Source organism: Hyphomicrobium album (genome assembly GCF_009708035.1).
GTDB lineage: Bacteria > Pseudomonadota > Alphaproteobacteria > Rhizobiales > Hyphomicrobiaceae > Hyphomicrobium_A > Hyphomicrobium_A album.
In genome coordinates this window covers 75,124-95,200 of the sequence record NZ_WMBQ01000001.1, presented here as the reverse complement: position 1 = coordinate 95,200, position 20,077 = coordinate 75,124, and the positions used below count along the sequence as shown (strand labels likewise).

Annotated in this window: 11 protein-coding genes; 8 read left to right on the top strand and 3 right to left on the bottom strand. The window is 65.1% G+C overall.

All coding sequences use genetic code 11. The features are described 5' to 3' along the window. Positions 1–11: 11 nt before the first annotated feature. From GIW81_RS00275 to GIW81_RS00255, 6 genes are all read left to right on the top strand, one after another. Positions 12–215 carry a DUF1289 domain-containing protein gene (locus tag GIW81_RS00275; RefSeq protein ID WP_407658149.1) on the top strand — a complete coding sequence of 68 codons (204 nt, stop codon included), beginning with the start codon at positions 12–14 and terminating at the stop codon, positions 213–215. Next, entirely contained in the window at positions 215–925 is a 711-nt protein-coding gene (locus GIW81_RS00270; protein ID WP_154737360.1) for a retropepsin-like aspartic protease family protein, read from the top strand. Before GIW81_RS00275 ends, GIW81_RS00270 begins: the two co-directional genes overlap by 1 nt. A gap of 53 nt (positions 926–978) precedes the next feature. After that, positions 979–1,554 (top strand): retropepsin-like aspartic protease family protein, encoded by a 576-nt coding sequence (locus tag GIW81_RS00265; RefSeq protein WP_154737359.1) that lies wholly within the window; start codon positions 979–981, stop codon positions 1,552–1,554. 125 nt (positions 1,555–1,679) lie between these two features. Then, positions 1,680–3,185, top strand: coding sequence for a phosphomannomutase/phosphoglucomutase (locus GIW81_RS00260; protein WP_154737358.1), 1,506 nt, complete (start codon positions 1,680–1,682; stop codon positions 3,183–3,185). 121 nt (positions 3,186–3,306) lie between these two features. After that, on the top strand, positions 3,307–3,495 hold the full coding sequence (locus GIW81_RS18745; protein ID WP_195930278.1) for a hypothetical protein: 189 nt from the start codon (positions 3,307–3,309) through the stop codon (positions 3,493–3,495). 37 nt (positions 3,496–3,532) lie between these two features. Further along, positions 3,533–4,729, top strand: a complete 1,197-nt coding sequence (locus GIW81_RS00255; protein WP_195930277.1) for a CHASE2 domain-containing protein — start codon at positions 3,533–3,535, stop codon at positions 4,727–4,729. 4 nt (positions 4,730–4,733) lie between these two features. On the opposite strand, the gene GIW81_RS00250 is transcribed toward GIW81_RS00255, so the two are convergent. Beyond that, positions 4,734–5,564: a sulfite exporter TauE/SafE family protein gene (locus GIW81_RS00250; protein ID WP_154737356.1), complete on the bottom strand. Its 831-nt coding sequence runs from the start codon at positions 5,562–5,564 to the stop codon at positions 4,734–4,736. 11 nt (positions 5,565–5,575) lie between these two features. Beyond that, positions 5,576–6,616 (bottom strand): tRNA dihydrouridine(20/20a) synthase DusA, encoded by a 1,041-nt coding sequence (gene dusA, locus GIW81_RS00245; protein ID WP_154737355.1) that lies wholly within the window; start codon positions 6,614–6,616, stop codon positions 5,576–5,578. 97 nt (positions 6,617–6,713) lie between these two features. On the opposite strand from dusA, the gene GIW81_RS00240 reads away from it, so the two are divergent. Further along, on the top strand, positions 6,714–7,055 hold the full coding sequence (locus tag GIW81_RS00240) for a hypothetical protein (RefSeq protein WP_154737354.1): 342 nt from the start codon (positions 6,714–6,716) through the stop codon (positions 7,053–7,055). Positions 7,056–7,794: 739 nt separating this feature from the next. Continuing rightward, complete coding sequence (locus GIW81_RS19420) at positions 7,795–7,944, top strand: AraC family transcriptional regulator (protein ID WP_154737353.1); 150 nt, start codon at positions 7,795–7,797, stop codon at positions 7,942–7,944. Between the two features lie 266 nt (positions 7,945–8,210). Here GIW81_RS19420 and GIW81_RS00230 read toward each other — a convergent pair whose 3' ends face one another. Beyond that, the gene (locus GIW81_RS00230; protein WP_195930276.1) at positions 8,211–19,802 is read right to left on the bottom strand and encodes a filamentous haemagglutinin family protein; all 11,592 of its coding nucleotides are present in this window, start codon (positions 19,800–19,802) and stop codon (positions 8,211–8,213) included. Positions 19,803–20,077: the final 275 nt, after the last annotated feature.

Sequence of the window (20,077 nt, the reverse complement as noted above, 5' to 3'; positions counted from 1 at the left end):
ACATACGGCGGGTGAGCGACATCCAGACCGAACCCGTGATCGAATCTCCCTGCGTCAATATTTGCGACATCGACCGCCCGAGTGGCCTTTGCCGCGGCTGCGGGCGCACGCTCGCCGAGATCGCCCGTTGGTCGTCACTGACGGGAGGTGAGCGCCGCCAGATCATGGCCGAGCTACCGGACCGGCTCGCTGCGCGTTTCGGGGGTGACGGCTGATGAAAGCCTGGTTCGTCCTCGCCTTGCTGGTCGGCGCCGGCGTGCTTCTTTTGTCGCGCGGCGGTGGCCTTGAGCTGTTGTCCGACCTCGGCACCGGCGAGCTCGTCTCCATCGGCGTCGGCGTCCTGCTCGTGACACTCTACGTCGTCAGCCTGTTCAACGACGAGCGCACGCGGCCGTTACAGGCCGTGCGCTACATTCTCGTATGGCTGGCCATCGGCTTCGCTCTCATCGCCGGCTACTCCTATCGCGAGGAGCTGTCGACGGTCGTCGGCCGCGTCGGCGGCGAACTTCTCCCGTCCGGACAGGTCGTATCGGTGGAGTCAGGCGAAGAAGGCGAAAAGGCCGTTCGCGTTCGCCGCCGGCTGGACGGGCACTATTCGGTGCGGGCTGCCGTCAACGGCCAATCCATGACGCTCATGGTCGACACCGGCGCGACGTCGGTCGTGCTGAAGCCGGCCGATGCGGAGCGAGCGGGCATCAACCTTGACGAGCTCGCCTACACGACGCCCATCGACACCGCCAACGGCACAACCTATGCGGCGGCCGTCCGCCTCAAGTCGTTGGCGATCGGTCCGCTCGTCGTGCACAACATCGAAGCGCTCGTGGCGCGTCCCGGGAGCATTAAGGAAAACTTGCTCGGTATGAGTTTCTTAAGGCGTTTGCGGTCCTATGAGTTCTCCAAGGACTACTTGACGCTGAGGGGCTAACGCCCACGCCGCACGACGGCCAACGGCGACCGAGAGCAGCATTTCCAGAACCCATGGCTTGGACGTCCGGCAATAAGCAGCTAGTGCGCGAAACGATCAGTTGGGGCGTCATCGCCGTCGTCGCCGTCGCTGCAATTTCGCACTTCGAGACCTTGAAGACCGGCGCCGAGCAAATGCTCGGCCTGCCGACGCCGAAGGACGTCGCCGAGGCGCGTCAAACCATTCCTACCCCACCGGCCGCCAAGCGGGCCAGCAGCGATAGCGTTGTCGAGATCGAGGCGGAGCGGAACGGTCACTTCAATACCGAGGCCGACATCAATGGCCGGTCCATCCCGGTGATGATCGATACCGGCGCCACCATGGTGGTGCTCTCCTATGAGGATGCGGAACGTGCCGGCCTCTTGCTGACGGACAAAGATTTCACGCGCTCCGTCTCCACCGCTAACGGAGTGGCCCGCGTCGCTCCTGTGACCCTCGACCGCGTCTCGATCGGTAACATCACGGTTCGCGACGTGCCCGCCGCGGTAGCGGAATCGGGGCGACTTAGAGTGTCCTTGCTGGGCATGACTTTCCTGTCTCGATTGTCGCGGTTCGACATGCGCTCAGGCCGCCTCGTGCTGCAGGAATAGGCCGCCACCACTCGTGGTCGCATGCGGCTTTACGGCTATTCACCGCAGGATCGACTCCCACCCCTGCGGCGTTTACACCTGCCGCCAGTCACTCTCCCGTCCCTGTGGCCTGCCAAAGGGTTCCCATGCTGCCCACACCGCGCGCCGATCTAAAACCCAATACTGCCGACTTCGAGCGTTTGCCGCTGGTGAAGCCGACCGGCTTCCGCGAGTACGACGCGCGCTGGCTGTTCCCGCAGGAGATCAATCTCCTCGGCCTCACGGCGGTGGGCCTCGGGATGGCGACGCTGTTCGCCGAGCGCGGCGTCAAGAAGCGGCTCGTCACCGGCCACGACTACCGCTCGTACTCGGCCTCCGTGAAACAGGCGCTGATCAACGGCCTGCTGGCCGGCGGCTGCGAGGTGCACGACATCGGCCTCGCCCTGTCACCCATGGCCTACTTCGCTCAATTTGATCTGGACGTCGAAGGCGTCGCAATGGTCACCGCCTCGCACAACGACAACGGGTGGACCGGCATCAAGATGGGCATGGCACGCCCCCTCACCTTCGGCCCCGACGAGATGAGCCGCCTGAAGGAGATCGTGCTGACGGGGGCGTTCAAGCCGGCCGACGGCGGGCGCCTAATTTTCGTCGACGATATGGCCCAGCGCTACATCAAGGCGCTGGCCGACAGGCCGAAACTGAAGCGCAAGCTGAAGGTCGTCGCGGCGTGCGGCAATGGCACCGCCGGCGCCTTTGCCCCGCAGGTGCTCGAGGCGGTCGGCTGCGAGGTCGTGCCGCTCGACACGGAGCTCGACTACAACTTTCCGCGCTACAATCCCAATCCGGAAGACATGGAAATGCTGCACGCCATGGCCGAGGCCGTGGTGAAGCACAAGGCCGACGTCGGCTTCGGCTTCGACGGCGACGGCGACCGCTGCGGCGTCGTCGACAACGAGGGGCACGAGATCTTCGCCGACACCGTCGGCGTGATGCTGGCGCGCGATATTTCCGCTCGCCACAAGGACGCGGTTTTCATCGCCGACGTGAAGTCGACGGGCCTCTTTGTCACCGATCCGGTGCTCAACGCCAACGGCGCCAAGACGCTCTACTGGAAGACCGGCCACTCGTACATGAAGCGCTACACCTTCGAGCAGAAGGCGCTCGTCGGCTTCGAGAAGAGCGGCCACTTCTTCTTCCAGCCGCCGCTCGGCCGCGGATACGACGACGGCCTCGTTGCCGCGCTCGCCGTGTGCGACATGCTCGACCGCGCGCCCGGCAAGACCATCGCGGACCTGAGGCGCGAGCTGCCGAAGACCTACCAGTCGCCGACCATGTCGCCGCACTGCGATGACGAGAAGAAGTACGGCGTCGTCGACCGCGTCGTCGAGCACTACCAGAAGCTCGCCGCCGACAGCGGCAAGATCGCCGGTCAGAAGATCCGCGATCTCGTCACCGTCAACGGCATCCGCGTCACGCTCGAGGACGGCACGTGGGGTCTGGTGCGCGCCTCCTCCAACAAGCCGGAGCTGGTGGTGGTCGTCGAGAGCCCGACGTCGGAGGCGAACATGAAGGCGATCTTCGCCGACATCGACGCCCTGCTGTCGCGCTTCCCCGAGGTCGGCGCCTACAATCAAAAGATTATGGCGTAGTCACCGACGTTCAGTTCTTTCCGTAGCGAAATCAATATGCTTCCTCCATTGCACGCGCGCCGTGTGCGGGTGCTATATTCTTTGCGTTGGTTGCCTTTCCATTTTGGTCCGGGGGATTGCCATGAAATTGCGAGCGGTCGTCGCGCTTCTGAGCGCATTGTTTGCCTTGAGTTTCGCCAACCTGACGGTGTCGAGCGCTCTCGCCGGCGGTGATGGCGCGACTGACGGCGGCAGCGGTACGGGTGGTGGCAGCGGCACGACGGATGGCGGCAGCGGCACCGGCGGCGGCTCGGGCGAGCAGGAAAAGTAGTCAGCTCCTCATCGGGCCCCAGCAGGGAGCGCTGTCCGTGACGGTCGCATCAGCCGAGCACCAACGGGCGGGCAAGTTCCCGACCTACTCCCTGCTCGCCTGCATCGCGGCGGCCGTGGCGGCGCTCGCCCTCTTCTATCAGCCGCTGCGCTCGAAGCTCGACAAGATCGAATACTGGACGGCCGATTGGCGCACAGTGCTGCTGGCCGACAGTACACCTGACAAGCATCCACGCATCGTCCTCGTCCTTTTCGACCCCGCGACATTCAAGGGCAATATCGTCTCGCCCATCCCGCGCGACGATCACGCGCGGCTCTTGCGCACCATCGCGGCGATGCAGCCCGCCGCCATCGGCCTCGACTTCTACTTCGTCGCCTCGCAGGGACCCGAGCGCGACCAGGCGATGCTCGACGCGCTGCACGAGATCGACCGGCCGGTGGTTTTAGGCGGCGTCGATAGCCACACCGACGAGTTCGACAAGGATCACTTCGCCTATCAGAAGCAGTTCCTCTCCGAAGCCGGACGTCCCGCAGGATACCTGGCACTCGACTATGGGCCGGGCCACGTGGTGCGGCGAACCTCTCCTCCGGTTGCCGATTCCCCATTCCAGGAAAGCTTCGCGCGCCAAGTCGCGCTCGCGGCCAAGGCCGAGCTTGCCGGGCCTGGTACATCGTCGGAGTCGACGCGCATTGCCTGGCTCGTCGGACCCGACCGCGACACGACACCCTTCTTTCGGATATCGGCCAAGGAGCTGCTCGGCGACAGCAGCGAGGCACGGCGCGCCGAGATCGCCCAGCGCGTCAAGGGCAACATCGTGCTCACCGGCATCGCCATGCCGAACTCCGACCTGCACGACACGTCCCTGTCGGTGTGGACCGACAGCAAGATGCTCGGCGCTCTGGTGCACGCGCACATCCTCGCCCAGCTGCTCGACGGCCGCTACTACTACGAGCTAGCGGGGCCGGCACGCTCAGCGCTGCTCGCCGGGATTGGGGTGGCCGGTCTGCTGCTCGCCTGGGTGCTGGGTGAGAAGCGCGCTTCTTTGCTCAACCTCGGTCTCGCCACCGCAGTTCTCGTCGGCATCGACGCCCTTTGCTATGCGGGCTTCCGGGTCGTGCTGCCGTTTACACTCATGCTGTATGTCTGGTTCATCGGCGCCCTCGCCGGCAGACACTTGCGCAAGCTCTTCCTGTGGGCGCAGGCGCGCGCCAACCCCGTGGCGCAGACCGTCTGAGGCTTCACCACAAGAGATCGATCAGGAAGCGGATCGCGATGCTGCCGAGGAAGGCGGCGAACGCCAGCTCCAGCGTGCGGCGCGGAATGCGATGCGCCACGCGCACGCCGTACGGCGCCGCCCACACACTCAACGGCGCGACGATCGCCATGCCGAGCAGATTGACGTAGCCAATCGACAAGGGCGGTAGCCCGCTTGCGTCCCACCCGGCCCAGGCGAAGCCGATGACGCCGGGGAGGGCAATCAGCGGCCCCACGCCGCTGGCCGTCGATACGGCGGTGATGATCGATTGGCCGTAGAGCGTCAGCAGCGGAACTACAAACGTCGCCCCGCCGATGCTCATCAGCGTCGAGACGATACCGATCAGCAAGGCGCCGAACTGCGGCCAGGGAGATGGCGGCAGGTGATCGGCCAGGCGCCAGTCCTCGCGCCCGAACGCCATCTTGATGGCGATCAGGCCGGCCGCCACCACCCACACCCACTTCAACACGTCGCCGCTCGACGCCTTCACGGTGAGGGTGCCGAGAACAACTCCGGCGACGATCCATGGCGCCACGCGATTCAGGAGTGCCATGTCCACTGTGCCGCGCGCGCGGTGGCCGGCGAACGACTTGAGCGACGTCGGCAGGATGATGGCGAGCGTGGTGCCGAGCACCAGGTGCATGCGCACGCTCTCGTCGACGTCGAGCACGCGGAAGACCTCGTAAAGCACCGGCACCAGCACGCCGCCGCCGCCAATGCCAAGCAGTCCGGCGAGAAAGCCCGCAACGACGCCGGCCACCAGCAGCGCGACAATGAGCAGCGCGAGTTCGCCCGCCGGCAGGCCGATCTCCATCGCGCGGTCTCCTATTCGGCCGCGGCGAGCTGAGGATTGGACGCCTCGGCGATGGCGACCGCCTCGAGGAGCGTCGCGAGCCCGGCGGCCGAACGTGGCGCGTTCTCGCTCAGGTGGCGGCGGAACAGGCGGGCGCGCGGCACGCCGTGATAGAGGCCGAGCACGTGGCGCACGATGTTGTTGAGGCGACCGCCCGAAGCCAGGTGGCGCTCGACGTACGGATAGATGCCTTCGATTGCCTCGCGGCGCGTCGACACCTTGGCGCCGGGATCGAAGAAGCGGCGATCCACCTCGGCAAGAATGTAAGGAGTTTGATATGCGGCGCGGCCGAGCATCACGCCGTCGACATGGGCGAGATGCGCAGCCGCCTCTTCCAGCGTGGCGATGCCCCCGTTGATCACGATGGTCAGCTCGGGACGCGCGGCCTTGAGGCGGTAGACGCGCGCGTAGTCGAGCGGCGGGATCTCGCGATTCTGCTTCGGCGACAGGCCCTGTAGCCATGCCTTGCGCGCATGCACGATGAAGGTCCGGCAGCCGGCAGGCGCGACGACGTCGATGAAGCGCTGCAGGTCGCCCTCGCTGTCCTGGTCGTCGATGCCGATGCGGCACTTGACGGTGACCGGAACCTTGACGCGCGCCTGCATGCGCGCGACGCACTGCGCAACGAGCTCGGGCTCCGCCATCAGGCAAGCGCCGAAGCGGCCCTCCTGCACGCGGTCCGACGGGCAGCCGACGTTGAAGTTGATCTCGTCATAGCCGAACCCCTCGCCGATCGCGGCAGCCTCGGCCAGCGCAGCAGGATCGGAACCGCCGAGTTGCAGCGCCACGGGGTGCTCCCCCTCGCCACTCATGCCGAGCAGCCGCTGGCGGTCGCCGTGCAGGATCGCCGGCGCGGTGACCATCTCGGTGAAGAGCAGCGCATGCCGCGTGAGCTGGCGGTGGAAGGCCCGGCAATGCCGGTCCGTCCAATCCATCATAGGAGCGACACAGAACCTATGCGGCTGATAAAACACGGATTTACCTGTTCTCTCAGTGCTCACGGACGAGAACATGAGCAATTTTGTTCGCTTTTGTTCTCATCTCTAACCACCTTTTCGCACCTTCCGTGTGCCCGTTTTGTGCACGCCGGTGCCCACCCATATCGGCGCCATGGCAACCTTCGATAAGCTACCCTCGGGCCGTTGGCGAGCGCAGGTCCGTCGCAAGGGTCAAACCGCCTCGCGCAGCTTCCGGCTGAAGTCGGAAGCGGAAGCCTGGGCGGTCGAGGCTGAGAGCAACATCAGCCGCGGCAAGAGCGTCGACGCCGTTCGGGTCGACGCCGCGACCACGTTCGGCTTCATCATCGACTTGCATATCCGAGACTTGGCCGAGGTGGGTAAACCCCTCCTCCGCAGCAAGGCTTACACACTTGAGAAGCTGAAATCCGACCTCGGTGCAGAAAGGCTCGCCGGTCTCACCCGTGAGCGGCAAAAGAAGCCACTGCGGCGTTAGCCTCCGAACGCATGTTGAGTTTGTCTTGCTCGCTAGCGCCAGAAATAGAGAGCTGTGTGCCAGGCTTGATTTCGCCGTGGGCTCGCGCGTCCCCCGAAGCACCTACGAGGATTACCGCAAAAATCGAAATGCAACGCAAGAGCCCGGGAAACATGACGATGTCTCGAACAAGCATAAAGCAATTTGTTGACTATAGACCGCGCACAACGATGTCTCAAGGGAGCCCGAAATGTCACAACGTCAATTCGGCACAGATGCCGGTGCAGCGTGCGCACGGCATGCAATTCGGCGATGGAGTTCAACTAACGTAATCGGGCGGGGCTGCGCTTAGCGATGTTGACTTTGCGTCGACTGCATGACTCCCCAAACGGCTCGACCACTGCGTCAGGCTGTCGACGCTAAGGGCGTCCGGCTTCGGCCGATTCGACGCGAGCCAGGACGAGCCGGCGAAGTGCTTCCAGGATTTTGCACCTCTAGCCGCAAAAGGGCAGAGTTTGCGAGGCCGTCTGCCGCTGGGCAGAGCGCATCGCGATGATGTCGAGGCCATAGGTAGCGGCAGCGTACGCGCTATACGTCTTGCTGCCATCAAGCGCGACATTACCCGCAATACAACGATCAACCTCAGCGCCGTCGCCATGCGTCAGGGCGTGACCCCGCGTTACATCCAGCTTCTCTTCGAGGCAGAAGGTACGACCTTCACGACGTATCTCTGGGTCAGCGGATCGACGCTGCCTATCGCATGCTGTCGGATCCCAACTATGGGAACTGGACCATGAGCAGCATTGCTCTCGAGGCCGGCATCGGTGACCTTTCCCACTTCAACCGCAGCTTCAAGAGTCGGTTTGGCGCCATTACATCTGAAGTTCGTCAACGGTCGCGCATGCGTTGAACGCGCGGCTGTTGCGGCCTGCACTGAAGAGAACGATGGGAAAGGTGCACCTGGTCATTGAAGCTCACTGCCTCTTCCAGCGCTAGAAAACTTAGATGTGTCTCGGGCTTCGCTACATGAACGAGGCGAAGCGCGCTCAGGGCCGCTGGCTCCTCCTTCGTAACGCTTCTCATCCAGAAGTGGACAATCTGAGATCAGACGTGAAGTGTTGGGCCCTGACGAAGACGCCGCGTTGACGCGACGGCATCGATGCTGTGCCGCGCGCCCTATCTCGCTCGTTCCTCAGGCGTCAGATGTTCCGCTTGTTCCTCGCTGAGGTCGCCACTCCCGATGACACGGAACATGCTGCTTGGGTCATAGGTGTTGCTTTGGCGATCAGACTGAGACCTCTTCCTGCGCTTCTTGAGCTCCTCCTCGACAGGGTCGGGGCCACCGTAACCAATGACTTCGACGATGATGATGGATGGTTGCTGGGACGGCGCCGCCTGCGCCGGTAGCGCAACCTCCTGCACGGCAGCTCCGGATGTGCTCGACCCCTCGGTGAGTCCGGCGATGTTAGGAGGCAGCACGACGGGAATACCGGTGGACTTGCCGCCCACTGAGATGTTCGCGGCATTGAGCACGACAGGCGCAACAATGACGATGTCGCCCGACACTCGGATGCCCGCATCGCCCGCATCGACCGCGCCCTCGAAGGCGATGAGATCGATGTTGCTCAGCGGTGTGTCGGGAAGCGTGCGCAAAACGGCGATGCCACTGCCCGAGGCAGGCCCGATTGGAATAATCGTGAGGTTGCCGTCGACATCGTAGCGGATCTGTGGCGGCTGGATTGCCTGGACGGTCTTGGCACCACGGCCGGCGTCGATGTTGCCATGGCGCGAGATCAGCAGTTCGTTGCCACCGTTCAGCGTGAAGACGCGGCTCTGGTTCACCGCAATATTGCCGTCGGCATACATGCGGATGCCGCCGCCCTGCTCGGTCACGACGCCGACCAGAGCAGCGTTGTTGCCGCCATAGTCGAAACCTTTGGGCGGCGTGGCGATACCGATATTGATCGCGCCGTGCGGGCTCAGGATGGTGATGTCGCCGCCGGCCTTGGTGCGTACGCCGCTGAACACGCCGCGGAAGTCCCCTCCGCCCGCTGTGCCGTCAAAGAGCGTGTCGATGGCAGAGAAGGCGCGCTCGTAGTTGCGCAGGTTGCTGTCCAAGACCCCGGATGTGTCGATGGCGACGTAGCCGCTGTTGTAGTCGGTATCGGTGGGAGGCGCGGCGGCGTGCTCGCGGCCGGAATCCCGGATCAGTGAGAAGAACAGCCGATGGAGCTGGAGATTGCGTGCCTGTTCCGGAAGGCCGAGGAGATAGTTGTAAACCGCAACGCCGGTCGCAACCACGTTGCCTTCCCGGTCATATTGCACGAGCGCAGGTGCGAACGGATTATCCGAAGCCGGATCCGCAAAGGCCGCGAGGAAGCCTGCATAGTCAGGCGTTGTGCTGCCCAGGCCGGTCAGGACTGTGATGTTCGCGCCCTGGCCCGGATTCGTCTCACTCTGCTGGCTCGGCAACCCGCCGTTGTAGATATTGCCGAGCGTCATGAGGCCGGTGGAGAAGCCAAGATCGACATTTCGGCCGCCGGCGACAAGGAGGTCGCCCGGTCCGCTCAACTCGACCGCGGCCGGCCGGGCGGCGTTGACGGAAATCGCCCCGTCCTTTGAGCGCGGGATCGGGTAGGTGATGTCGCGGCCTGCCGTGAGGCTGGAGACGTCCGTCGCGCGGTTGTTCTGCCCATAGAGCGCGAAGCCCTTCAAGTCGCGGCCGGCGTAGATCTGGCTCATTTTGGCCAGATAGATATCGACGATGCCGTCGACTTCGGACCTCTGCGTCTGCGTGACGTCGCCGGTCATCCCATAGATGCGCGCAGGCTCCTCATCGTCGCGGTGGAGCACGCCGGGTGCATGAAACATCGCGAGCGGGCCCGGCTTGAGGTCACGCTCCTTGGCGTCGAGAATAATGAATCCGGCATCGCCGCCCGCGACGAAGGCCAGACCTCCTTTGTCTGCCGAGGACTCTTGTCCGAAGGTCCTGTAGGCCGGGAACCGGGTCTCGGTCGGGCTGAGCGCCGCAACATAGTTCTCGAGGAGGGGCATGATCGCGGGATCGGCGTCCGAGAGCACGAAGCCTTGATTGAGTGTGACCGCACCCCTTGCCAGGAGATCGACTGTGCCGCGGGAATCCGGATAAAGGACGAACCGGCGATTGTTGACGATGTCGCCCTGCAGCGACAGCACTTGCAGACGCGCCGGCAGTATGCCTTGGCCCCGGTTCCAGCGCCCACTCGCTTCAATGCGCCCGCTATCTCCGCCGGTATCGAGGGTCACCGATTCCAATGCATTGAGGCTGACGGTGCCGGTAGGAGCGGACGTGAAAATGCCTTGCAGCGAATTCTGCAGCGCCACTTTTGGGCTGCCCCAGGGCTGGCCCGCGAGGGACGGCTCTCCCCAGGCCCAGGGGACCATGCTGGAGTTCTGCGCGATCGAAATGCCCGATACGACATAGCCGCCGTAAGGGGTTGTGCGCGCCGACGGCAAGAAGCCCCCGCCTCCCGGCAGAACGCGGTCGGCGATGTCGATGCGCCCGCCGGCCAGCACGGTCACATCGCCCGTGCCGGTGGTGATCGAGCCGGCGCCGTCGGCGCCGAGGATCACATCACCCCCCGCTTTGAGCGTGGTCGCGCCCTGCTGAACATAGGCGTCGAGCCCGGTGATGTTTCCGCCGGCCGCCACCGAGAGCGCACCGCCGCCCTGGAGCAGAAGGCCGCTCGCGGTCGCGGGGTTGTAGGCCGCGGCCGTGAGCACCGTGCCCGCAACGCGCCCATTCGTGGGCAACGCGATCGTCACATTACTCACCGATCCGCCGGCCTCGACCGTGACATCGCCGCCGCCGAATGCACCGAGCCCGCCAGAAAAAAGGCTGAGGATCGGATACCACGCGAGATTGCCGCGGACCGGATAGGGCTGATGCAGTTGCGAGTTGACACTTCTTTGCGGCGCAAATGTCGCGTTCACCTGAACGCCGACGCCGCCTGTAAAGGTGCCCGTCAGCTCGCCTTGGGCCCACAGGGCGGTCATTTCGTAGGTCATGCCTTGGCTGTTGCCGCGCAGATCACCGCCGAGCTCGATGGCGAGATCGCCCCCGCGCACTGGGAACGCCAGCGCGCGAAGCCTGTGCGTGGTGATGGCCGAACTGGTCGCCAGCCGGAATGTTCCCTGCGCGTCAACGGCATATTGGCTGAAGCCCGGCAGGGACTGGGTGCTGGTGCCGCCCGCATAGGTGCGGTTGACGCCGGCCGTGTAGATCAGCGAACCGATGCTTTGCAGGATGAGATCGTCCGTCGCGGCAATGTCGATATCGCCGGTGCCGGTGCGGATCAGCGAGGCATAATCGGCGAAGGTATCGGGAGCGCGGCTGAATTGCTGGCTGGTCCGGAGAACCTGCGGTGTTCCGTTGACGAGGCCGGCCACCGTGATGGCCCCAGCGACCGCGTTTCTATCAAGCGCAAGCGGATTTGCCGCCGAAAGGTCGGCTCCGGCTGCGAGGCGGAAGCTCGCCGAGTCCGGTCCGTCGCCGGCCGTGGCAGGCGGATCGAACAACGCCGCGCCGATCGACGCGCCGGCGCCGGAGACGACGCCCGATGTCATCCCCGCTGCGCGGCTGGAGAAACCATCACTGAGGCTGCCGAGCACGAGTTCGCCCGAGCTGATGAGGTTGTTCACACCTGCCGTCGTATCGTTGGTGGTCGTGAGGCAGGCACCCGTGCAGCGGCCAAACTCGAGGTTGCCGCCGGCGCGGATGGTGAGCATGACGGGCTCGTTGTTGGGGCCGAAGTGCGCCACGAGCGCCGCCGGGTCGGGATTGACGCCGCCGGAGAGGTCGATGCCGACGGGGTTGAGGGCGTCGCCGCGCACGAGGATGTTGCCGCTGTTGCGGATCTCGACGCCGGCGCGGACATGCAGCGCGCTGGTGAGCGCGGGATTGCTTGCCAGCAGCCCTGCCTTGATCGCGGTCTCGTTGGCCATGAAGCTCGCAGCATCGGCGAGGAAGACGTCGCGGAACTTCGTCGGTGTGAGGTCGGCGGTCACGGCATTGTCGTCATAGACCTTCACGCCTTCGACGATCACCGAGTACGCACCGGTGATCGCCCCCGCCAGGCTCGTGATATCGACGCCTGTACCCGCGCCGCCGCCGGTACGTGGCGCGCGCAGAGTGACATCGCCGAGCGCGAGCCCGCCTGCGGCCACATCGATGACAGAGCCGCCTAGGAGTTCGAGCGCACCAATCTCGGATCCTAGCCACACACGCCCGCCGCGCTGTGAGTCGCTCGTCTTGGCGCCATGCGCATCGATGATGCCGGCCACGCTCAGGCTGTTGCCTGCCCAAAGCCGAACCCGGCCGCCCGTCTCGCCGCTGGCATCGATTCGCCCGACGAGCGATATGTTGCCTTGATCGGCAGCAACCGTAACGTCACGCGCCTTAGTAAGGCCGCTCATGACGATGTTGCCACTGCGGACGCGGATGTCCCAGGACTTGGTGAAGCCGCCAGCGACCAACTCGCTGGCCAGCGTGTCGTAGCTGGCGAGCGTCGCGCTGTCGAAGATGAACGTGCCGCCCTTGGCGGCATTGGGGCCAGCGCCCGACAGCACGCCCTGAACTAGAGAGACGTCGCCCGCCTGCGCGGACAGACTCACCGTGCCGGCGCTTCCCTCGCCGAGCGCGCCGATAGCAGCGCGGCCGTTGACATCGAGCCGCGCTCCGTCCGCGACCGCGATGCGGCCGGTGCTGGCGAGCTTGATCGTGCCACCGTCAATCGCCGCCATCACGTCGCGGAACTGAATGGCTTTGGCTGCGGCATCGATCACGCCGCCGGCAGCAACGGTCAGATCGCCGTGCGCGTTGGCGGAAAAGATGCCGCCTGGCAGGCGGATGCTGGTCGCGATGGAGATGGGCCCGCCTTCGAGCGTAAGTCGCCCGCCAAGCAGCGTGTCCGGAAGTGTGCCCGATGCACCGTGGCTGTTGCGAAGGTCGAGAGCGTACCACGTGCCAGGCGTCGCGCCGCCGTCCGAGGCCGTGATTGTGTAGGCTGCCGTGTTGAATTTCGGCAGGTTGTCGACGACGCTCATGCTGCCTGCGGTGATCACCGGCGCATCGAGCGTGAGCGGCGCCTGCACCAGGAGCGAGCCATCGCGCTCGGCGACGATCATGCCGCTGCTCGACAGCGTGACGCCCTGCTCGAAGCCTGAGATGCCGAGAGAACCTTGGCCGAAGGCGATGCGCGCTTTGTTGTCGTCGCCACCGATGTCGCGTGCGGTGACGACCAGGCGCGCGCCCGCACCCGGCGCGGAAGCCGCGGGTTCGCCCGTCTGGTTCTGCAGCGTCACCTGCTCGGCCGTGAGGCTCACCGTCCCCGCCGTCCGGGCGACGATCGCCTTGGCGTCGAGCGTGAGCCGGCGGAGCAGCGGCGCGCCGCTCGCGTCCGGCAGGCCGAGCGTCACGTTGCCGAAGAAGTCGATGGTGCTGGTGCTACGGAGCGCCAGGTTTTGCACCCCAGCCAGGGCTGCTAGTTGGTCCTGGTTGAGCACGAAACCCGTGGAACCAATTGGCGCACCTAGGCTGATTCGGTTGCTGGCGAGCTCCAGGCTCCGGGTGGCGATAGTCGCCTGGGGCGACAAGTCGATCGTCTCCGAGACGTTGAAGTTGATCGAGCCGCCTGCGGCGAGCCGCGCGCCGGCACCGATGGTGACCCGCCCCTGGATCGGAGGCATGGGCGCCTGCAGCACGACCCCCCCGGCCGGACCTCCCGCAACAAGGACGGGCGTGTTGGGAAGTGGATCATAGGAAGCGTTGGTTCGGATGGTGTCGAGAAAGGCTCCGTTCGACACCCGCAGGAACGCGCCCTGGCCACGCCCGAGCGCATTGTAGTAGGCCTGAATCTGCGCCTGCGTGTAGGAGCTTGCGGTGCTGGTCAGTGTCGGGAGGCTCGGCACCTGGCCGCCGTCGAGGATGAGCGCCCGAGTCTGGCCCGGCGCCACCGTACCGGTAGCCTCTATCACGGCGCCGTCGGCGATCACCACCTGCCCGGTGCCCGCCTGGGCAACTTCGACAGTTAAGTTGGACGAGCCAACGGTGACGCTGCCGACGATGCGCTTGGTCGCGGCGGTGAGCAGCACCTCGGGCAAGGCGAGGGGTGCGGTCGCGTCGTTGGCGATGACAACGGCGCTGGCGCTCGACCTGACGTGCACCCCGTCTGCCTCAGTTGAGCGCGTGCCGCCGATGAGCAGGCTTTCGACACCGAGACGGTTGAGATCCTCGGCCGCGAGCAGCAGCGGCTGCCATGCGATGCCGGTCGGGTAGTCTGCCGGAGCAGCCGGCACCGTGCCGGCGTCGCGCTTGGCCGCGGTAACTACCGCAAGCTGATCGGCGGTGATGTCGGCGAGGCCGCCGCGGCCGTCTTTATCCGGAACGAACAGGCCGGTGCCTTGGAAGACCAGCGAGCGCGTCGCGTTGACAGTGAGATGGCCCGCGTCCTGTGCCAGGCGCGGAATATCCAATCCGTCGGCCACAGCCTTGGCGGTGTAAAACGCGTTGGCGCGGGTGTCGAGTACCTCGGTGTAGAGGCGGGCAACGGCCCCCGACATCACCTTGAACAGCGACCAATGGGCGTCGGTGACATCGCGATAGGGCGTGCGGAAGTAGCCCGCAGTGACGTTGGCTCCATCGGTCAATACAGCCGTCGGAATGGCGTATTCCGTAGAAGACTTCTCGACAGTAACGCGGAACGCCCCGGGCAGGCGGGCGTAGTGGCCCGGCAGGAGGGTATAGACGCCAGCGGACAGACCATCGGCGCCGTTGAGATAGACTTGGCGTCCGACCCCCGGCTGCGCACTGCCGCTGAACAACGGATCGAACGGGCTGAGCGATGGTTGCGTGCCCGGCATCACCGCATAGACATTGGGCCCCGCAAAGATGTCCTTCGAGCCGCCCGATCCGGGGGTGAACTCCGACGCATAAAGATCGCCGCCGCCCGAGGCATCAATGACTGCGCCACCGTTGACCCGAAGATCCGCGGCGTTGAGGCCGATCCGCTTCTCGGGCGGGGCCGTGAAGATGCGCTGGAACTGGGAAAGCTGCGGGTCGGTAACCCCGGGTGCGAGCAGCGGCACTACCCAGTCGATGCCCTGCTGCTGCGTGACGCCGAATGGAATAATGAGCCCATTCGCCGAGACCGAAGTATTGCTGCCCGCGCCGAGCGTCACGGTCTGCGCCACGGGGACGGCGCTCGCACCGCTTAGGAAGGGCAGACGAGTGCCGCAGTCTCGCGTACAGCCAAGCTCGATAGTGCCGAGCGGCGCACGCAAGACGCCGTTCTGTTCGATCACCGGGGCAAACACCTGCAAGGTGCCGCCGGCCGACAGCGGGGTCGGCGCTGGCCCGCCGCTCGACGCGAAGCTGATCTTACTATTGGAGACGAGCGCAAAGGTGCTCAAGGTCGTCGGATAGACCTGCGCTGCCTTGAAGGCTAGGTCGCCGGTCGCGCGCAGGCTACCACCATAGTAGCGATTTCCGACGGAACCGATGACGGGGCCGCCAGAGAGCCGGATATCGCTTTGGGCATTGAAGTTCGCTTCAGCGACGCCCTGCAGGGCGAGATTGCCAACGAGGTCGATAGCATTGGCATTGAAGGTGAGACGACCGGTGCCGTCCGTCGGCGCTACCCCGCGTGCGAAAATATCGTTGTCGCTGGGCGAGGAACTCGGTTGATACGACGAATAGTTGCTGACCCAGGACAGGTAGTTGGCTGACACCGTCGCCGTAGTGTTGTCGGCGAGCTTGATGGCTGGCGCCACGATGCTCAGGTTGCCGGGCAACGTCAGTTCGAGCCCGTCGGCGACCACCACAGCCGGATTTGCGGTGATTTTCCCGGTCACAGAATGGATCGCGAGCGAGAGGTTGTCGAAGCCACCCTCTTCCAGCATGTCCGCCGACACGCGGATGTTAGCGTTTGTGTGGGCAAAGAGATTGTCGCCGGGCCTCAGCCCCTGATCGGCGACGACGGTGGTCTGCGCGTTCTGAAGTATGAGTTGCACGTCCTCGATCGCAGAGAACGGCGTGCGACGGCTCTGTAAGTTGTCAGGAAGCTCGCGCATTGAAATGGCGATGCTGAGCGAGCCGCCGCCTGCGTTTGCGCCACCGGCATGGGCTGAGATGTCGCCTTCGATCAAGGCGCTGATGGCGGCCGAAATTTCGACGCTGCCCCCATTGCTTGCGACGTTGTAGTCCGGCTGTTCCGGGTGAAATGAGGCCGGAAGGGATCGACCATCGAAGTCGCCTGCCCCCGGAAGGGTGGACTGTCCGCTCGTGCCGGATACGTCGATCAGCGATCCAGCTGCCAGCACGACGTAGCTGCCGCCGAGCGTTACACCGAATCCGCTGTCGTTGAGAGCAAAGTTTGCGGTGCTGCCACTTAGACTACGCACGGTCACCGAACCGCCCGCGACCACGTCGCGCGAGACGAGCCCGTTGCCGAGCGGCCGTTCGATGACAGTGCCGCGCGCGAGGAGCTTGCCCGTCTCGGTCAGCCAGACGCCCTGTCCCGCGATAACTTGGCTATTTGGGGTGAGAGAAGTTCCCCCCTCCAGAACAATGGTTCCGCCGGGCGCCTCGACCGTGCCTGCGACGATCGCCAGCTGATCGCCTCGGAGCGTGATCTTGCCGAGGGGGTCGGTGCGCAGCACCGCGCCCTGCTCGATGATCAGCGCCGCGTCGCTCGTAACCGATGTGAGCAGTCGCGGATTGCCGGCCGCGCGCAGCGTTAGGTCCATCGGCGCGCGCAGCCCCATCGGCAGCGCCATTGGGGTGGTGACGTCCGATAGCGCGGCACCCGTGGGCAGCGACAGCAGTGAAGACGAGGCGACGCGCGATCGGACCTCGGGTGCCAGCACGGTGCCGCCGGTCAGAGTGAGGCCACGCGTCGTGACGTTGATCGCACGGAAGCCAAAGGCGGAGAAGAAGTCCGTCGACAGGTAGAGCTCGCCCGGGTTCGGCTGCGCCATGAGCGCGTCGCCCATGGCCGCGGCCGGCACAATTGTGGTAACGGCGCCGGGGATGTTGATCGCCAGCTTGCCGCCGGCTCCGAGCCGGCCGCCGGCCGCGAGGCCGAAGCCCGCAAACGTACCCTCCAGCGTGAATTCGGGGAAATCGCCGCTTGCGTTGGGATCGATGCGTCCGCCGGAGATCGACAGCGCGCCGGCGTCGCCGACCGTGACCTTACCCTGCGCGTCGACATGGCCGCCCCCGGACACATCGAGGTAAGCGCCGCGCTCGACATAAATATGCCGCCCGGACGACAACGCGATGCTGCCACCATCGACAGCCAGGTAAGGCGAGCCGCCCGCACGACCATTGGTCCAGAGGCCGGCCGTGCTGAGAACGGCGGTACTGCCGACGCGCAAAGTCTCCTGGCCGACGGCGAAACCAAAATTCTCCGGCACGTTGAGCGATATCGAGCCGCCGGGCGCCCGTATTGATCCTTCGACGTCAAGAACGAGGGCCGAGGCCGAGAAGCTGCCGCCCGGAGCGAGATCGACCGTCACGTCGGCCGGAAGAAGGAGTTCATTGTCGGTCCGGAAGCTCAGATTGGTGAAGCCCGCTTCCAGCCAGGATTCCGGCACGTAGGTCGTTCTGTACGCCTCGTCCGGCAGCGCCGTCGTGACACCGAAACCGGCGGGTAGCGGCACTGCCGCGTGCCCGAGCACGAGCGAGGGAACAGAATAGCCCGCAAAGAATTGTTGCTCGTTCGGCGCCCTGGCAGTGATGGAAAGCGTCGCGCCCTTGGGGCGATCGTCGACCTCAAGCTGGCGTCGTCCGACGATCACGTTGGCGGCGACGTCGCCTTCGAGGACGGCCGCACTTACATCCACTGACAACGATCCGCCGGCGGCGCCCTGAACATAGCCCTGATCGAAGTAGCCGGTCGGGGGGCCGGACGTGAGCGGCATACGGTAGGTCTGGGTCACTCCCCAGCGAGAGTGGTGGCGCGACCAGCCGTCGTCGACGATGCCGATATAGTTGCGATCCGGAGTGGCATCCGCAGAGCTCGCCGAAATGATCCGGCCATCGGCCGTGATGAGCTGCGAAACCCGCACAAAACCAGGATTATAGGTGACATAGCCACCCGAGACGTCAATCAGCGAGCCGGGCTTGGCGATAAACTCTGAAAGCGGAGCGTCAGGCGCCTGACCAGCAAGGTCGGAAAGAAGGAACGCCCCCCGAATGCTGACCGGCGCACCGCTTGCCATGCGTTCGGTCAGAGATCGTTCCGTCAAGCCGATCCAGCCGCTGACGTCGGCCAGCGGGGTCCCTTCCCAGCCATCTCCCGACTGACTCGCGTCGACATAGATTGTGCGTTGATAAAGTGGTCCGCCGCGCACGAGTGGGGAGTCGCGTAGCTCATTGGTGCGCAGCTCGACCTTCACGGAATTGCGGGACGCGCTGGCCATCGCGTCGGTGGTGCCGGCAACGTCGATCAGGCTGCCGGCTTCCATCAAGGTGCGGTTTGCGGCGATCGTGATACCGCCGGGCGCTGCTTCGGAAGGCGTGTTGTGGTCGTAGCCCCGCAACTGGACTATGGCGTTCGGATTGAACTGGACCGTGGCGCCCATCAGATAGATGCTCGAGTTCACGATCCTCTGAGCGTCGGTAATCGGCGTGGTATCGGTGGCATCGGGCAGAATTTGCGTCACGCTGTCCTCGCCCAGCACCAGATTGCCCATGTCGGGGATAGCGCCAAAGCCACCACTGGGCGCGTCCAGCCGCGCCGCCAACATTATCGATCCGTTGAAGGCTGCCGAGGTGGTGGAGAGCAAGGCGCCGAGCTGACTGACATCGCGGCCCAACAGCGTGATGTTCCCCTGGGGCGCCGAGATGATGCCGCTGTTGATGGCCAACGACGGAGTAGCGCCGTCATCGGCTTGAACTCTGAAACCCCGGATCTCCTGCAGGGGATCCTCGTCACCCTTCCTCAGCCAGACTCGGTCGCCGGCCGCAAGCACAGTCTGACCGGATGGGGTTTCGATGGTGCCGGCGTTCTCAACCTCCGGCCCCAGCAATAAAACGCGGCCTCCTGCTGTTGTCGCAATCTGCGCGCCGGCCTGCACACGCACCGCGCCGGGCGTGTAAGTCGTGCCGTCAAACACAGGGGTCGTTGCGCTCGTAAGGCCCGCGATAAAGGGCTCATTGGCAAGCGAAAGACTCGAAGCGATGAGCGTCCCGACATTCACTTGGCTAGCGCCGCCGAAGATGACGCCATTGCGGTTGATGACGTAGACCTGACCCTCGGCCTTGATGGAGCCGAGGATCTGGCTGGGCGCTGTCCCGGGATCGAGCACCCGGTTGAGGGCGATCCACGAGCCGGCATCGGCGCCGCCGGCCGTCTGATTGAAATAGAGCGTCGTCTCGCGCCCGACGTTGAAGCTTTCCCAGGTGAGGATCGCCTTCTGCTGGTTCTGCTTGACGGTGACGTTGGCGCTCTCACCATCCCGCATCTCGGTTGGCAGATCGGCGCCCTGCCACAGCCCGGAGGCCGGATCGTCGGCGCCGGGCGCGACGAGGAGGCCGTTCGGCTGGCCCGCGGCACCGCGAACCATGCCGTTCGGCACGAGGCTGACGCCCTGCTTGGCCAACGCCCGTGCTGCGTCCTGCCCGGCGCGCATGTCCTGGATCGCTTGGCTTGCGCGCCCCAGCATATCGATCGAGCGCTTTGCCGCCGCCGCTGCCTGTGCAGCCCCCTCCTGCGCCGTCGCATTCACCGGTGGCCGCGACCCACCACCCCCGCCAAGCAAGTCCACGGCACCGGCCGGCATTGGCGCGAGTAAGAGCAGCGCAATTGCAGCCAAGCCCGTTGGCCGTACGCGGCCGGACAGACGGCCAAGCAAAGAATAGCGATTCCAGGGGCAGACAGCCACGCGCGGTGCTCCTTCCGGGCGAGTCGGGAAAGCGGACGCAACGTGCGAAGCAGCCCCGAGCGAGATCACAACGTTCTCAACTTGGTGACGTGTGCTCACGCGAAAATCCGCACACCATT

What these genes read in the sequence shown, in the direction of transcription:
- GIW81_RS00270 (WP_154737360.1), top strand. Translation starts at nt 215, where the DNA reads ATGAAAGCCTGGTTCGTCCTCGCCTTGCTGGTCGGCGCCGGCGTGCTT.
- GIW81_RS00265 (WP_154737359.1), top strand. Translation starts at nt 979, where the DNA reads ATGGCTTGGACGTCCGGCAATAAGCAGCTAGTGCGCGAAACGATCAGT.
- GIW81_RS00260 (WP_154737358.1), top strand. Translation starts at nt 1,680, where the DNA reads ATGCTGCCCACACCGCGCGCCGATCTAAAACCCAATACTGCCGACTTC.
- GIW81_RS18745 (WP_195930278.1), top strand. Translation starts at nt 3,307, where the DNA reads ATGAAATTGCGAGCGGTCGTCGCGCTTCTGAGCGCATTGTTTGCCTTG.
- GIW81_RS00250 (WP_154737356.1), bottom strand. Translation starts at nt 5,564, where the DNA reads ATGGAGATCGGCCTGCCGGCGGGCGAACTCGCGCTGCTCATTGTCGCG.
- dusA (WP_154737355.1), bottom strand. Translation starts at nt 6,616, where the DNA reads ATGTTCTCGTCCGTGAGCACTGAGAGAACAGGTAAATCCGTGTTTTAT.
- GIW81_RS00240 (WP_154737354.1), top strand. Translation starts at nt 6,714, where the DNA reads ATGGCAACCTTCGATAAGCTACCCTCGGGCCGTTGGCGAGCGCAGGTC.
- GIW81_RS19420 (WP_154737353.1), top strand. Translation starts at nt 7,795, where the DNA reads ATGCTGTCGGATCCCAACTATGGGAACTGGACCATGAGCAGCATTGCT.